The following is a 13,666-nucleotide window of genomic DNA, read 5'->3' as shown; positions in this document are numbered from 1 at the left end:
GCATTTTTTTGGGCGGGGCCGCAGGTACATTGTAAAATTTATAAAGCAGGGAATAACCTCGGCAGTTGACTTGCTCTTTTAACCTTTCCCAGCACCTGCGGCCTCGCCAAAAAGTTACGCTCGATGGTGCCTTTTCTTGGGCAGCAACTGCAAAGTCCTACATCTTGGTCAGGGCCTCCTGAACGTCGTTCATGTAAGCGACAAAGACCTGGTCCTTGTCCACCTCACTCCGTGTCCAGGCATTGCTTTTGTCATCTTTTACCACGATGATGTACGGGCAAACGCCATCATAAGCTTGTTCCTGGCAATCAAATTTAGGCGCAACCCGGGTGAAGGTTTTGGGAGAATAGCGCTTGGCTAAATCCGTCATGGCGGCCAGGCCGGTGGGGGAATCCAAGGGTTGAAACGCCGCCTTTACGATGTCGTCTGCATCTCCCAGCCCGCGCTGTTCTACCGAAGTGTAGAGTTTCCCGTCTTCCAGTTTGTAGGCGGCTCCGCCGCCCCAGCCACCGGTGTATCCGATGATGAAGGTGGCATCGGGAAGCATAGCTACGGGTTGCCTCCCCATTGTTTGAGGAGAAGAGCAGGCAAGCAGGGCAAACAATAGCAGGAGCGTAGAGAAGTGTTTCATGGAACGATGATAACGAATTTAGTGGAGAAGTTAAACACGCTTTCTTCGTTCACATCTTATTCCGGGAAATTAGCTCTAATGGTCTCCAGTACCCGCGTCAATTCATCGTAGTCTCCGGCGTTCAGGCCCGACCACATTTGTACACGTAGTTCCTGCACCCGGGGCAGCAGATGAGCGTGGGTGGTTTGCCCTTTATCCGTCAGCACCACCTGGTAACGCCGGCGATCGCCAGGGAAACGCTTACGCGCCGCCAGCTCCTTGCTGGCGAGCTTGTCGATGATGCGGGAAACGGTTGGGGCATCCTTAAAGGTGCCATTGGCCAGGTCCGTTTGGGAAGAGGCGCCTGCCTTGCTAAGTTGGTCAAGCACTACCCACTGTTCGGGGGTAATGTCGATACCGGCATCGCGAAAAGCGCGCTGGTAATGTGCCTTTAGCAGGCGGGTGGTACGGTCCAGTATGGTACCGACGTTGTCGTAAGATAGAGGTGTCAAAGTGGGAATGTTATTTCGTGGTTTACCTGCTAAGGTAATAGTCGTACAGCAATTGCTCGGGCAGCCAATGGCTGCCGGTGTACGGAACTACGTTGACGGAGGGCAACGGACCGTAAACATTCTCCAGTCGTTCGTGGTGTAACAGCGGGTCCCTGTCGCCGGCAAAGACGGTTGCGGTGATGCTCAGATTGGTCAGAGCGGCTTCCAGGTTGGCGGGCTGAGGAGGGAACTTGAGCACACTTCGCAGGCTGCCGGCCAATCGCCGGCGGAAGGTGCCGTCCTTAAGGTTGTAATTCAGGTATTCCGCAGAATATCGATTAATGACCCCTCGCCGCCTCAGCCAGTTGCTGAGCTTAAGGAGGTACCGTGGTCGCTCACTGAACTTGGCCAGCGGGCGGATCAGGGACGTAGGTAAGGTGTCTATCCAGTTGGTGTAACGGCCGCCCGCACCGTCGGGAGCTACCAGTGCCAGGTCCCGAATGTCCGGATGATTAAGGAAGGGCAGGGTGTTACTCAGGATTCGGCCACCCAGACTGTGGCCTAGGAGGTAAACCGGCTGGTCCTCGTAGTCGGCCAATAAGCGGTTGAAGACGGCGGCGAGCCCCTGAGGTGTATATTGCTGCCGGACCCACTCTGTCTTGCCGTGGTAGGGCAGGTCAGGTGCGAAGGTGGTGTACTCCCGTCCAAGCGCCAGAGCAAGTCGTTCCATGCGTCTGCCGTTGCGGCCAAAGCCGTGTACGGAAAGCATGATCCTGGGGCCATTGCCGTATTTCCGGACGTAGAGGCGGTCCAACGAAATGGGAGTGTCGAGGGGCTCCGGACCAGCGGCGGTTAGGAAGAAGTCTTGTGAAGTCTGTTGGTTCGTCAAGTGTTTTGTCTTGTGCCCGTGAGAACGTTACAGATGGGCTGGTGGTTGGCTAGACGGGGCCCGGCGTTTTAATACCTTAATTTGTAGCTGCGTCCGCGCCTGGATACGTAATGGCGTGCGCCCCGACAGCTATCGGGGCATGTGCAAAGACAGTCGTAAAGCAAGGAATATTAACGGTGGTCCGAATTCCTAACCTTCTGGCCCAAATAGACAAGTTCTTACTACCCGGATGGCGGACCTTTGTGGTAACTAAAACAACTACCATGACCGCTGCTTCCCGTACTTTTGATCAAACAGCAACTTCGCAACTAACTTCATTGCCCGCCTCCTGAAGATGCCCAACGTGATGAGTAAAGCTTTGAAGAACCTCAGTAAAAAAGTCGCATGATCACCGACCACCTTTCCTTTGAACTCGCCGGACGTAAGACCTTCGAACGTGTAGTAGGCTGCCCTCCATTGCGCGTTCCCGTCGTGATGCCCGACGAAGCCTGCTTTTATTACATCGTGGAGGGGGACAGCAGAACCTACACCCCGCGAGGAACCATCCGTCAGCAAACCAGCGAAGGGTTGGTGCTGCGGTGCGGCAATTACTTCACCGAATTCCTGAGCACCAGCAGTAACCGCTTCGAGGCGATTGCAATCCACCTTTACGGTGATACGCTCCGCCTCATCTACGACAGGGACTTCCCGGACTTTCTGGAGGAAGTCGACCGCGTCCAACCCATCTACTTCGAGCATCGTGCCGCCTCGGAGCTGATCACGGCCTATATTAAGGGCCTGGAGTTTTACTTTGAAAACCCATCCCTGGTGAGCGATGAATTACAGAAGCTGAAGATTAAAGAATTGCTGCTGCTGCTCGCCCGCACGGATAAGGCCTCCGACGTTCGCCGGCTCATTGCGGGGCTTTTTACGGCGACTACTAACGACTTTGCTGCTATAATTGAAGCGAACCTCTTCGAAAGGTTGGACAGCAAAGAACTGGCGACGCTCTGTAAAATGAGTCTATCTGGCTTTAAGCGAACCTTCCGAAAAACCTTCGGCGATGCGCCAGCGAGTTACATCCGCCAACGGCGCCTCGAACGCGCAGCCAAGCTGCTCTGCCGGACGCAGGGGCGTATTTCTGAAGTGGCCTACGACTGCGGGTTCAATGACCTGGCGCATTTCTCCCGGACGTTCCAAAAGGTTTACGGCACTTCGCCAACGGAATGGCGAAAGAGGGGATGAACGATTGGCCCAAGAAGTCAATTTTCTGGTCCATATCTCCAAGGCATTGGACCTTCAAACCAAGAACTTTGTGGTAACAAAAACAACCCCAAATGCTTACCCGAATCATTCTTTCCCTAGCTGCCGGCACCTTCTTAACCGCCTGTTCCATCGCGAACCTCCAAACTGACGCCCTGGTTACTGGCCAGATCGCTGACCCCGAAACCAAAGGGCGCGAACTCCTGCAAATGACCTACGAAAAAATGGGCTATAATGCCTTGGAAAACGTAGAAGTTTACGAAATGACCGCGCACTTCAACTGGTCTCCGATGTGGTCTAAGATGCCTATGAATGCTCTCCCTGGCAATAAAAATAAAGATATTCAGTTCCGTTTTGCCCCCAACTCATTCGACGGTCACCTTGAGTTCCTCGAGGGCCCCCGGACCGGCCAGATCAAAGGTATTCAGAGCTGGGAGAATTACCAGCAGGAAAACGCCTCCGCTCCGGTAGAGAAACTGGGTAGTAAGCGTTATCCCTGGGGGCTGACCGCCTACCACTACCTTACTGAAGGGCCGATGCGTCTGCTTGGTGCCGACATCATTAGCTACGCCGGAGAGAAAAAATTCAATGGTAAAACTTATGACCTCGTCTTCGCTACCTGGGGGGACGGTACCCAGAAAAAAGAGTACGACCAATGGTTGCTGTACGTCAACCGCGAAACCGGCTTCACCGACTTGACAGAACTGACGATCACCGATTTTTTCCTGCCCATGCCCGGTGGTATGAAGAACGCCACCGTTCAGTTTCCCGAACGGATTAAAACTTCCATCGGTGCCTGGCTACCCGCTAAAACCGTCATCCAAATCGGCCATCCTAAGGAGAACATTGAAAAGGATGTGTACACTTTCACTTACCGGGATTTTCAATTCGACTCTTTTGATAAGGAGATGATCTACCCGATGAAGGGACTGAAAATGTATGGGGACAGTAAGCCGAAGACGGAGTAGGTCGGTCGCTACGGTCTCGTCACGAGCACTGCTACATGATTCTAATTATGTAGTAGTGCTCCTCATTCGTGAAAAACGCGAGATAATCATGATTAGCGAAAAAGTAGTCATTCCGAAGATACTCCCCGGTTGCCGCGTCGATGGTACTGCCGAAGATGTAGTGGGACGGTGAAACTTCTCCTGTGGCAGTGAGCCGTTCAATCTTCGTCAGGAAGCCGTTGTCGATCAACTTTTAGCCGTCAGTGAAGTAGATAACTGGTTGATCAGGCGCACCACCGCTAAGGTCAATCAGTTCTACGTTGATGTGCCGGCTCAAGTATTTACTGTCTAGCATAAGGTGCTCACGTTGGGCGGTGAGTAGGGTAGAGAGTAAGAAAAGGAAAATCAAAAATGATAATTTCATGGGTTGATTTTTGCCTTGGATTAGTAGCTGTCCTACGGACTAATCTTAGATGTGATAATTGGGCTAATATTACAAGGTATTGCTCTCCTAGTTCCTTGCTCGTACCTGCGTTCGCGCCCGATTGAACCACGCGAAACGTAGAGAAGCCGCGCCTCCCCGAAAGAAAACGCGGCTTATTGCCACACAAAAAGATGATAGAGTTACTTCGCTGCCTTAGCGACATTAGCCACCATCTCGCCGATGCTCATTTTGATGAAACTACCGAACTGCTCTTCGGTCATTTGCGGGTTCTTCATAAAGGCTTCGTAGTTACTGGTCCAAACGACCATACTTTTCTGGTAGCCGAGATCGATGACCTTGAAGGAATTGACCATTCCCTTGACCGGTACGCCTTCGATAAGCGCGTAGGAGTAGGTCCGGGCGTTATCATCGAAAGCCACGATGGACTCCTTATAAAAGCCCTGGCCCTCGGGAGCGGTACAGACGCGCGCACCGCCAACCCCTTTGTCACCAGTCCACTCCACCTTGGCGATGGCGGAAGAATACTTGTCGATGTCGTCCATCTGGCGAAGAACGGTCCATACCTTATCGGCCGAAGCGTCGACCACCTGGGTATGGGTGAATTTAGCATCGCTGCTCTGTGCGGAGACCGAGAAGGAAATGAGTAGGATGGCCGTAGCCATAATTGATTTGAAAATACGCATATTGGTTTGTGTTTAGTAAGGATTTTTACCCCGGTTTAGTAAAAGAATTTTTCGAGAACTACCTTCCCGTCGCGCACCTCATAGACGATAAGTTCGTCGAGGTTCAAGACGTTACCGTCCTGGAGTTCGACGCTCATCTTGTAAAGGATGGAAAAAAAGTTTTTGGCCACGATCGCCTCGCCGACCTCCATGCCGAGAAACTCGGCGATACCCGCCTGCATCTGAGTGTCTTTCGCCTTAATGGCCTCCACGCCAACGACGCGGGGGAAGTGCTCGCTCTGCGGCTCGTCGTGGACGACTTCGGTAAGGTGGAAAAGCTCGTCGTAGACTTCATTGAATTTAGCCTCGCGGAGAAGGGCGACCAAGCGGTCGGCAACTTGTTGGGTAGTCATGGTAAAGGATTTGAATGATTATTGGAAGGAGGGACTTGGATTAGCGGCTTACTTCGCCTTCCATCTTATCTAAAGAATAGGTGAAATCGTCGTACCGGTCGTCGGCCTTATAAGCCTTAAGCACCGCCTTGGCGTTGTCGGATCCTCCGGTCACACGTTCGGACGTGAGCAGGTAGTGTTCTAAACCGATAAGGGTTTCGTTCAGCGATTTTTTGAAGGAACCCACTACCAAACCGCCCATAAAGGCCGGTGCGGTACGAAAGTTGAACTCATAACCGGCCGTGCACGTCCCGTCGCCGTTGTTGGTGACCGAGTAGATCGCATAGCTATTGTCCAGGTTAAGGGGAAATTTTTGCGCATCAATGATGAGATTTTTCATCCGCATATTCTCGTTGTCCAGCATCACGATGCGCTCGTGACTCCAGCGACTCCCCTTGGCGTTGAACATACACTTGCGCTCGGCTCCTTCGGTGCCCTTAAGGCTCCCGTTTTCGTAGTCGGAGGCGTAGATGAACGGGCTAAAATGAGCGATCTCGCCGTAGTCACCAACCAGGGCTTGCCAAACACGGTCAGCGGGAGCCTTAATGGTACGCTTAACGACCATCTTGCGGTAATCGTCCGCCATACTTTGAGCGGAGAGAGAGGTGCAGAAGGCCAGCAGGGCGATGATGCTAAGAATAAGGGTAGAATAGAAATTGGAAGTACGTTGCATTATAGTATAGTTGTTGCGTTTCCGCGCGGTTAGGCGCGCGGACGCAGGTGCGATAATTGGTTGAAAAGAAGCGGAGTAAGTCAGCTGAGGGTCATCCCATAATTTGGTGTAGCGTATCGACGATCTCGGTCCGGGCAGCGGACAGAAAGCCGGCAAACTCCGCCTCGGACATTTCTGCCCCTGGAAGGAACCCACCGCAAGCGGAAGTCCACACCAGTAGGCATCGGGCGTAGCCCTCATCGATGATGCGAATCGTGTTGGTCAGTTCTTTGGCCGGAACGCCTTCGGCAACTTCGTAGGAGTAACTGCGCTGTAAATCATCGAAGGCCGTGACACGTTCACAGAAAGCGTGGGCCCCGCCCCGCATTAACCCTTCACCGCTGACTCCCTTGGGGCCAAACCATTCGACGGTGTCGATCTGGCTGCTCAGGTGTTCCATATTGTCCATCTTGCGAACTTCTCCCCAAACTACGTCGGCAGAAAAAGGAAGCGAACGGGCAAGTGGAGCGATGGAGATGGTATTGGATTGATCGGAGTTCATGTTATTTTTAGTTTACCCCCACTACATAGTCCGGAGCGGAGTGCCCACACATCCGTAGATAAACCGTGGTCTGGCCACGGTGATGGGTTACGTGATCTAGCGTGAAGTTGAGAATTCGACTGACCGAAGCCCGGCCATCCCAGAAGGATTTCGTCTTCCCCCGTTCCTCCTCGTCCAGTTCCGCTTTGGCTTTCAGGTCCCCGTCGAACTTTATTTGTTTGACCTTCAGCCCCTGGGAAGCGGTGGTGCTACGGGCATCGGTAATGGTTGCGGCACTTTTTTGATCAAGGCCTTTGGCGTGCTCATGTTCACCACAGGATACCATGAATAGGGCAAGGAAGAGGACGTTAGCTACGATGGCAGCTTGTTTTAATAACTTCATGTCTGTTGTGTTTAAGCGGCTTTCTTAGCCCTTTTTTTTAAGTTCTTTTACCTTTTTGGCGGAAGGCTTTCCGGTTTCAACGTAGACTTTGAAGTCTTCCAGTACTTGGTCGAATGTGCTGCCAAGTTGCCACTTCATCATCGGTTTCATTAGGGTGCCCATGATGCCCTGGAGCACGGCGATGAAGTGGATGTCAACTTTAGTTTTTCCGTTTCCCAGGTCCGTCAGCCGCCAGTTGTTGATCCCGGACTTTACGAAGCCAGGGAAACCTTCGATGACCTCGTAGGCCAGGTGGTGGTTATTGGCGTCGAAAACCCGGACAACCTCTTTGATCGCACCCTGGTTTGTATCGCAGGAACGGTTGTTACATGCCGCTCCTGCGAGTTGTGGCACTCCGTAACCTTCAGAGTGATAAAGCCCGGTGGCCCACTTGGCGGCACTACCGAAGTCGTTTCCGAGTACGTCCCATACTTTATCGATAGGCTTGTTGACGGTGATAGTTCTTTTGATTTCCATTGTTCCAAATTTGTTGATTCTCCAGTTGGATGTGGAAATCAGGGAAGTGTTACAAAACCTGGGGAGAAAAGCTCAAAATTTTGACTTGGTGTCCATTTCGAACTAGATTGTTGAGTTAAAATAACCCCCTTATGCAAGTCGAACCCACGATCGAAAATGCCAAAGGGACCGCCTGAGTCGGTCTTTATTCCAGCCCGCTTGCCCACATGGAGTTTTCTATTGCAGGCCCTAGCCTCTTCATCATCAGCCATACCGAGGTAGGGGAGTCACCGCGTAGACAGGGCGTCGGCCGGCAGTTGCTAAACAAGGTGGTAGCACACGCACGGGCCAATGACATAGAAATTCTTCCACTTTGCTCTTACGCGAAGAGTGTCTTTGATAAAGACCCATCACTTGCGGACGTACTTAAGTAGTCTCTCGGTCACTTAAAATACCTCATCAACTCATTATTATCTAATATTTCTGTCACCGCAGTTTGCTTGTCAAACTCCTGACGGGCCGGGTGGTCGCGGAATAATTCGGTGTATTTCTCCTCGAATGCGTCGCCCGCTATTTCGTGGTTAGCCACTGCGTAAGCCGAGATTTTCGATTTGAAGCCCACGTTGAACTGCATACTATCCTCGTCGAGTGCGCCCATCTGCTTCAGCGTCCGGGCCTTTTTGGGGCAGCGACAGGGATTGGCATTGTTGACCAGCCCGCACTTATTGTTCATATAATTGTACAGCTCCTTACGGGCGCGATGGAGTTTTACCCGGAAGTTTTGTGGGGAGACTTCAAATATCTCCGCACCGACGTTGTGGTCAATTCCAAAGCTGTCTCCCAGAATGTAGATCAGCCGCTGCTCCCGCGTAAGGCACATCAGCATTCCGGACATGCAGCGGATCTTCATCTCCCGACTTAATTCCTCCTGTTCGATCTCTTCCTCACGGGTGAGTTCTGCGTTTGGGACAGCGTCGAGTTGGGCACCATAGTCTGTGAAGGAACTGAAGGAAGTCTCGCTCTTCCGCCGTTTGCCCATCAGGAATTCGTTGGTTACGATCCGGTACAGCCAGGTACGAAAGCTACTCTTGCCCTGAAATTGGGCCAATTTGGTGATAACCTTTAACAAGGTCTCCTGTGTCAGGTCCATAGCGTCGTTTGGGTCGTGCACCATCTTCCAGGCAACGTTGTAGATGAAAGGCTGGTGGAGGTGCACGAGTTGGTCCAGTGCTTTACGGTCGCCAGCTACGGCGGCTTCGACGAGGGTGCGATTATCAGCTTCATTGTAAGCTGCTGTCAAAGGATTCTGCATGGTAGTTTTTCCGTTAGATGCAAGGTAATCCTTGGTGTTACAACTTTTGAGCATTAAATCCTTGATTCTAAGGACAAAGGAGGAAGCGGAGGAAAAATAAGCTATCCCTGATAAAGAACCAGAACGTACTTAAGGTGTTTCCGACCAATAGACCAATAGACCAATAGACCAATAGACCAATATGGCTGCAACCGCAGAAATGCCCTACTTCATCAAACCTTCCCGGCCCCTGAGTCCGGATCAGAAGCGTGTGGTATATGCTGAGGCCCGCCAGGCGATCTTGGCCACCCTCGGAGATGAAGCCGACGATCAGGTTAAAATGGTCACCATGAATTGTTTGCTGAAAACGTACATACCCTATTATTACTGGGTAGGTTTTTACCTGGTTCGCGGAGAAGACAAGCTGGTGATTGGTCCGTATCAGGGCACGCTCGGTTGCCTGTACATCAAATTCGGTAAGGGGGTCTGTGGCACCGTTGCCGCAACTGGGGAGACACGGATAGTGGAAGATACCCACGCCCTGGTCCAGGGAAAAGAACACATCGCCTGTGACCCGAATAGTCGCTCGGAGATTGTCTTGCCGGTACGCCGGGCAGACGGCACCCTGATGGGAGTATTCGACGTAGATTCCACACTGGAAGGATCGTTTGATGAAGTGGATCAACGGGAGCTGGAGACGCTGCTTAAGAACGTTTTTGGTTAACGCCACCGCCGAAGGACGTATCACCAACCGCCGGACCCGCATCATCCTGCTGCCTGAGTTGAACCAGTTCTACGACCTGCTCAACCCCAGCAAGATCCCCTCAGCTAAGTAAGTATTCGCTTGTTGAACATGCCGCCCTCCATCGCAAAGCGATGGAGGGCGTTTTATTTGATACCACCACGTTAACAAGCTAACAGCCAAACGAACTATCTTCCCCCTCATGAGCGTACATAAGAAAATAGAAGCCAAGCGCGTCACGACCAACACGTTGCGGGCAATGAAGGAGGCCGGGGAGAAGATCGCTATGCTGACCGCCTATGATTATTCGATGGCCCGTATTCTCGACGCCGGCGGCGCCGATGTGCTGTTGGTTGGTGATTCGGCAAGCAACGTTATGGCTGGTCATGAAACCACCTTACCCATCACGCTGGATCAGATGATCTACCACGCCAGCAGTGTGGTTCGTGCCGTAGAACGTGCGCTGGTAGTAGTAGACCTCCCCTTTGGAACCTACCAGGGCGATTCCAAAATGGCCCTTAAATCCGCTATCCGAATCATGAAGGAAAGCGGGGGCCATGCGGTAAAACTGGAAGGCGGCGATGAAGTAAAGGACAGCGTTAAACGCATCCTTTCGGCTGGGATTCCGGTGATGGGACACCTGGGACTCACGCCGCAATCGATCTACAAATTCGGTACTTATACCGTGCGGGCTAAGCAGGAAGCGGAGGCTCGCCGACTGGTAAAAGACGCTAAACTACTCGAAGAACTGGGCTGTTTTGGCCTGGTACTGGAGAAAATTCCCTCGGCGTTGGCCCAAAAAGTAAGTGAATCGATTGAGATACCGACAATTGGCATCGGTGGCGGCGTGCATTGTGACGGACAAGTGCTGGTGACCCATGACCTACTGGGGATTACCAAAGATTTTCACCCCCGGTTCCTGCGTCGCTACGCAGAGCTGTTTGACGTGATCAAAGACGCCACTGAGCGTTATGTGGACGATGTTAAAGCACAGGACTTCCCCAACGAAAAGGAACAGTATTAGCGTTTTGTCGAGTTGTCAGGCTGTCGGGTTGTCGTATATGAGGTTGTCGAGGTGTCCATTAGTTGTTGACGGAGAACCTGACAGCCCGATAACTTGACAACCCGACAACTTGATTTCATGCGCGAACGCAGGTGCAAGCCAACGCGTTTAAAGCACAGGGGAGGTTACCTTAGCCTGCTATTATTATTCCCTGCCCTGCACCGGCGTCCGCGCCTGAACTTCCCGACCTGTCGGGCCCCGCAACCAACAGAATGCATGTTTAAGAAACTTATTTCCCTATTATTGCTAATGGGTGTTGCCTTGTTTGGCTATGCTTATTTTACGGTAAAAATGACAGCGGTAGTGCCCGACGGTGAACCGATTATAATCGAAATACCAACGGGAGCGAATTACGAAGAAGTGCTGGCCATACTTTCGGAAAAAGGGGTAGCGCCCAACCGATCAGTCTTCGATCCGCTGGCAGCGCGGATGGCCTGGAAAAAGGACCCCATGCGGTCTGGCCGCTTTGAGCTTGTCCCGGGCGCAAGCATGGTGGACCTTATCCGACAGTTGCGAAGCGGTAACCGACAGGCCGTAAAGGTTGTCCTTACCGTAGAAAGAGAGCCTGAAAACGTAGCCGCCAAGGCTGCCCGATTTCTGGAAGCCGACAGCCTGGCCTTCGTTCGCCTTTTCCAGAATGAGCAGTTCCTTGACAGTATTGGCTACACCAAAGCCACCCTACAAACGCTTTTCATCCCTAATACTTACGAGCTCTATTGGGATGCTTCTCCGCGGGACTTCGTTGCCCGGATGATGCAAGAACACGCACGCTTCTGGAATGAAGAGCGCCTGGCTAAAGCCAAAGCTAACGGACTAACCCCCGCTACGGCTTACACGCTGGCCAGCATCGTCCACAGCGAGAGCCTGGCCCGATCCGAACAACCACGCATTGCGGGGCTCTACCTCAATCGCCTCAAGCAGGGAATTATGCTGCAATCTGATCCGACTGCGGTATTCGCTACCCGGGCCTTCGGCATCAAACGCGTACTGTACGAGCACATCGAGTTTGTCCATCCGTACAATACCTACACTAACCTTGGCTTACCACCCGGGCCCATCACAATGCCGGAAATCAGCGCCATTGAGGCCGTGCTTAATCCGGAAAGCCACGACTATATATTCATGTGCGCCAAAGGAGATAATTCCGGCCTGCATAATTTTGCCACCACGGTGGCAGGGCACGCCAGAAATAAGGCGGTCTATGTAGCTAATTTGAAGGCCAGGGGGCTTAGGTAGGCAACATGCACTTGAATTCTGTGTTCAGGGATACAGCATCATTTATTAAGACCGCTATGAAAAAATCTTCCCCAACTACTACTTTCCGATTCTTATCGTCCAATGACAAAGAGCTGGAAGGCATTCTTACTCCCGGTAATTACCTGCGGACGCCGAAACCAGATGGTTATATTGTAAGGCTACCGGCTAAGGCCACGCCTGCCAGTTTGAGAACCCTGGCCAGAGGGCTGAGCCATAAAGAACGGGAGCAACTACACCCCAAGGTCGATTTGCGGGGCACTAAACTAAAGTCAGAGCTACTAGCTGCCTTCATCGGTGGCCTGATTCTTGGTACTTACGCACCCGGGAAGTGGAAAAGTGAATCTTCGGAGCATCCCCTCAGTGGGGATCGGATGGAAATAGAGGCTGGTAAAGTATCCGATAAGGCAGAGAAAGCCATTACCAAAGAAGTTGCCCTGGCCGAAACTCAACTAAGCATTATCGCGCTGGTCGACGCACCGGCCAATATGAAACGGCCACAAGACCTTGCTGCCTGGGCCGTTAATTCGGGCGAAACTCATGGCTACCAGGTGAAGGTCCTGGATAAGGCCGCCTGCGAGAAAGAAGGCCTGGGGGCTTTGCTGGCGGTGAACCGGGGGAGTGAAGACGAAGCGCGCTTTATCATCATGGAGTATAAGGGGAAGGGGGCACCGAAGGAGGAAGGGCCTACCGTCATCATAGGTAAGGGCATCACCTTCGATACGGGTGGCGTATCGATCAAACCCAGTACGAACCTGCACCTGATGAAGTCGGATATGGGCGGCGCCGCCGCCACCTTCGGGGCAATGGAGGCGGCTGCGCGGTTGAAACTACCCGTTCATTTGATTGGCATCGTCCCCAGTACAGACAACAGCGTCGATGCTATGAGCTACAAACCCAGTGACGTGATTACCGGCCACAGCGGAAAAACCATCGAGATCATCGACACCGACGCCGAAGGGCGGATGGTGATGAGCGATGGATTGAGCTACGCCGTAAAATACTTAAAACCCAAAATCCTCATCGATGTGGCCACGCTTACGGGCAGTGCCGTACGGACCTTCGGTTACGAGTGCGGAGCGATGATGAGCAAGAACAACGCGCTGGTGAAGTCTTTTACCAAGGCGGGAACAGCTTGCGGCGAACGCGTTTGGCCATTGCCGACCTGGGACGACTATATGTCCGGATTGGACAGCGATGTGGCCGACATCAAAAACTACTCCGGCCGACCGATCAATGGCGCCATCGATGCCTTTAAATTTCTGGAATTCTTCACTGGCGATCATCCAGCCTTTATCCATTTCGACATCGCCGGGGTAGCACTGAAGCAAGGTCCTTACGCCAAGGACCGGCAGGCCACCGGGTTTGGGATGCGGTTGTTTGTGGAGTGGTTGGAGCGTAATGCTTAAACCCTAATATGCCAGCACCAGCAAGCGCAGCGCTAAACTTATCCACTGAACTAAACCCCACAGCAAGCGCAATGTTAG

18 protein-coding genes are annotated in these 13,666 nt (G+C 52.4%); 7 read left to right on the top strand and 11 right to left on the bottom strand.

All coding sequences use genetic code 11. The features are described 5' to 3' along the window. Positions 1–157: 157 nt before the first annotated feature. Genes B036_RS0100895 through B036_RS0100885 form a run of 3 tightly spaced genes read right to left on the bottom strand, consistent with a single transcriptional unit; the run spans position 158 to position 1,990 of the window. On the bottom strand, positions 158–631 hold the full coding sequence (locus tag B036_RS0100895; RefSeq protein ID WP_157471980.1) for a hypothetical protein: 474 nt from the start codon (positions 629–631) through the stop codon (positions 158–160). 56 nt (positions 632–687) lie between these two features. Continuing rightward, positions 688–1,122, bottom strand: coding sequence for a MarR family winged helix-turn-helix transcriptional regulator (locus tag B036_RS0100890; RefSeq protein WP_020566800.1), 435 nt, complete (start codon positions 1,120–1,122; stop codon positions 688–690). A gap of 22 nt (positions 1,123–1,144) precedes the next feature. Continuing rightward, positions 1,145–1,990: an alpha/beta fold hydrolase gene (locus B036_RS0100885; RefSeq protein ID WP_020566799.1), complete on the bottom strand. Its 846-nt coding sequence runs from the start codon at positions 1,988–1,990 to the stop codon at positions 1,145–1,147. A gap of 384 nt (positions 1,991–2,374) precedes the next feature. On the opposite strand from B036_RS0100885, the gene B036_RS0100880 reads away from it, so the two are divergent. Next, on the top strand, positions 2,375–3,214 hold the full coding sequence (locus B036_RS0100880) for a helix-turn-helix domain-containing protein (RefSeq protein ID WP_020566798.1): 840 nt from the start codon (positions 2,375–2,377) through the stop codon (positions 3,212–3,214). Between the two features lie 92 nt (positions 3,215–3,306). Then, positions 3,307–4,200 carry a hypothetical protein gene (locus tag B036_RS0100875; RefSeq protein ID WP_020566797.1) on the top strand — a complete coding sequence of 298 codons (894 nt, stop codon included), beginning with the start codon at positions 3,307–3,309 and terminating at the stop codon, positions 4,198–4,200. A gap of 232 nt (positions 4,201–4,432) precedes the next feature. Here B036_RS0100875 and B036_RS33360 read toward each other — a convergent pair whose 3' ends face one another. From B036_RS33360 to B036_RS0100835, 7 genes are all read right to left on the bottom strand, one after another. Next, the gene (locus B036_RS33360; RefSeq protein ID WP_020566795.1) at positions 4,433–4,603 is read right to left on the bottom strand and encodes a hypothetical protein; all 171 of its coding nucleotides are present in this window, start codon (positions 4,601–4,603) and stop codon (positions 4,433–4,435) included. A 200-nt stretch (positions 4,604–4,803) separates the two neighbouring features. Continuing rightward, complete coding sequence (locus tag B036_RS0100860) at positions 4,804–5,307, bottom strand: SRPBCC family protein (protein WP_020566794.1); 504 nt, start codon at positions 5,305–5,307, stop codon at positions 4,804–4,806. Between the two features lie 35 nt (positions 5,308–5,342). Continuing rightward, positions 5,343–5,699, bottom strand: coding sequence for a SnoaL-like domain-containing protein (locus B036_RS0100855; protein WP_020566793.1), 357 nt, complete (start codon positions 5,697–5,699; stop codon positions 5,343–5,345). 40 nt (positions 5,700–5,739) lie between these two features. Continuing rightward, on the bottom strand, positions 5,740–6,411 hold the full coding sequence (locus B036_RS0100850; protein ID WP_020566792.1) for an SRPBCC family protein: 672 nt from the start codon (positions 6,409–6,411) through the stop codon (positions 5,740–5,742). A gap of 91 nt (positions 6,412–6,502) precedes the next feature. Continuing rightward, positions 6,503–6,952, bottom strand: coding sequence for an SRPBCC family protein (locus tag B036_RS0100845; RefSeq protein ID WP_020566791.1), 450 nt, complete (start codon positions 6,950–6,952; stop codon positions 6,503–6,505). Positions 6,953–6,959: 7 nt separating this feature from the next. After that, positions 6,960–7,334, bottom strand: coding sequence for a DinB family protein (locus B036_RS0100840; protein WP_020566790.1), 375 nt, complete (start codon positions 7,332–7,334; stop codon positions 6,960–6,962). 24 nt (positions 7,335–7,358) lie between these two features. Next, positions 7,359–7,850 (bottom strand): SRPBCC family protein, encoded by a 492-nt coding sequence (locus B036_RS0100835; RefSeq protein WP_020566789.1) that lies wholly within the window; start codon positions 7,848–7,850, stop codon positions 7,359–7,361. Positions 7,851–8,056: 206 nt separating this feature from the next. Here B036_RS0100835 and B036_RS32785 point away from each other — a divergent pair, with 206 nt between their 5' ends. After that, entirely contained in the window at positions 8,057–8,263 is a 207-nt protein-coding gene (locus B036_RS32785; RefSeq protein WP_020566788.1) for a GNAT family N-acetyltransferase, read from the top strand. 8 nt (positions 8,264–8,271) lie between these two features. On the opposite strand, the gene B036_RS27560 is transcribed toward B036_RS32785, so the two are convergent. Then, a complete protein-coding gene (locus B036_RS27560) occupies positions 8,272–9,195 on the bottom strand; it encodes an RNA polymerase sigma factor (protein ID WP_020566787.1) in 924 nt (307 codons plus the stop codon). Positions 9,196–9,322: 127 nt separating this feature from the next. On the opposite strand from B036_RS27560, the gene B036_RS0100825 reads away from it, so the two are divergent. From B036_RS0100825 to B036_RS27555, 4 genes are all read left to right on the top strand, one after another. Continuing rightward, a complete protein-coding gene (locus B036_RS0100825) occupies positions 9,323–9,844 on the top strand; it encodes a GAF domain-containing protein (RefSeq protein WP_020566786.1) in 522 nt (173 codons plus the stop codon). A 220-nt stretch (positions 9,845–10,064) separates the two neighbouring features. After that, complete coding sequence (gene panB / locus B036_RS0100815) at positions 10,065–10,886, top strand: 3-methyl-2-oxobutanoate hydroxymethyltransferase (RefSeq protein ID WP_020566784.1); 822 nt, start codon at positions 10,065–10,067, stop codon at positions 10,884–10,886. A gap of 255 nt (positions 10,887–11,141) precedes the next feature. Beyond that, positions 11,142–12,161 (top strand): endolytic transglycosylase MltG, encoded by a 1,020-nt coding sequence (gene mltG, locus B036_RS0100810; protein ID WP_026231554.1) that lies wholly within the window; start codon positions 11,142–11,144, stop codon positions 12,159–12,161. Between the two features lie 56 nt (positions 12,162–12,217). Beyond that, a complete protein-coding gene (locus tag B036_RS27555) occupies positions 12,218–13,588 on the top strand; it encodes a leucyl aminopeptidase family protein (protein WP_020566782.1) in 1,371 nt (456 codons plus the stop codon). The last annotated feature ends 78 nt before the right edge of the window (positions 13,589–13,666 follow it).

It is taken from the genome of Neolewinella persica DSM 23188 (assembly GCF_000373105.1).
Classification (GTDB): Bacteria; Bacteroidota; Bacteroidia; order Chitinophagales; family Saprospiraceae; genus Neolewinella; species Neolewinella persica.
Note: the sequence above shows the minus strand (reverse complement) of the source record. Positions and strands in the feature narration are given on the sequence as shown.

What these genes read in the sequence shown, in the direction of transcription:
- B036_RS0100895 (WP_157471980.1), bottom strand. Translation starts at nt 631, where the DNA reads ATGAAACACTTCTCTACGCTCCTGCTATTGTTTGCCCTGCTTGCCTGC.
- B036_RS0100880 (WP_020566798.1), top strand. Translation starts at nt 2,375, where the DNA reads ATGATCACCGACCACCTTTCCTTTGAACTCGCCGGACGTAAGACCTTC.
- B036_RS0100875 (WP_020566797.1), top strand. Translation starts at nt 3,307, where the DNA reads ATGCTTACCCGAATCATTCTTTCCCTAGCTGCCGGCACCTTCTTAACC.
- B036_RS33360 (WP_020566795.1), bottom strand. Translation starts at nt 4,603, where the DNA reads ATGAAATTATCATTTTTGATTTTCCTTTTCTTACTCTCTACCCTACTC.
- B036_RS0100860 (WP_020566794.1), bottom strand. Translation starts at nt 5,307, where the DNA reads ATGCGTATTTTCAAATCAATTATGGCTACGGCCATCCTACTCATTTCC.
- B036_RS0100855 (WP_020566793.1), bottom strand. Translation starts at nt 5,699, where the DNA reads ATGACTACCCAACAAGTTGCCGACCGCTTGGTCGCCCTTCTCCGCGAG.
- B036_RS0100850 (WP_020566792.1), bottom strand. Translation starts at nt 6,411, where the DNA reads ATGCAACGTACTTCCAATTTCTATTCTACCCTTATTCTTAGCATCATC.
- B036_RS0100845 (WP_020566791.1), bottom strand. Translation starts at nt 6,952, where the DNA reads ATGAACTCCGATCAATCCAATACCATCTCCATCGCTCCACTTGCCCGT.
- B036_RS0100840 (WP_020566790.1), bottom strand. Translation starts at nt 7,334, where the DNA reads ATGAAGTTATTAAAACAAGCTGCCATCGTAGCTAACGTCCTCTTCCTT.
- B036_RS0100835 (WP_020566789.1), bottom strand. Translation starts at nt 7,850, where the DNA reads ATGGAAATCAAAAGAACTATCACCGTCAACAAGCCTATCGATAAAGTA.
- B036_RS32785 (WP_020566788.1), top strand. Translation starts at nt 8,057, where the DNA reads ATGGAGTTTTCTATTGCAGGCCCTAGCCTCTTCATCATCAGCCATACC.
- B036_RS27560 (WP_020566787.1), bottom strand. Translation starts at nt 9,195, where the DNA reads ATGCTCAAAAGTTGTAACACCAAGGATTACCTTGCATCTAACGGAAAA.
- B036_RS0100825 (WP_020566786.1), top strand. Translation starts at nt 9,323, where the DNA reads ATGGCTGCAACCGCAGAAATGCCCTACTTCATCAAACCTTCCCGGCCC.
- panB (WP_020566784.1), top strand. Translation starts at nt 10,065, where the DNA reads ATGAGCGTACATAAGAAAATAGAAGCCAAGCGCGTCACGACCAACACG.
- mltG (WP_026231554.1), top strand. Translation starts at nt 11,142, where the DNA reads ATGTTTAAGAAACTTATTTCCCTATTATTGCTAATGGGTGTTGCCTTG.
- B036_RS27555 (WP_020566782.1), top strand. Translation starts at nt 12,218, where the DNA reads ATGAAAAAATCTTCCCCAACTACTACTTTCCGATTCTTATCGTCCAAT.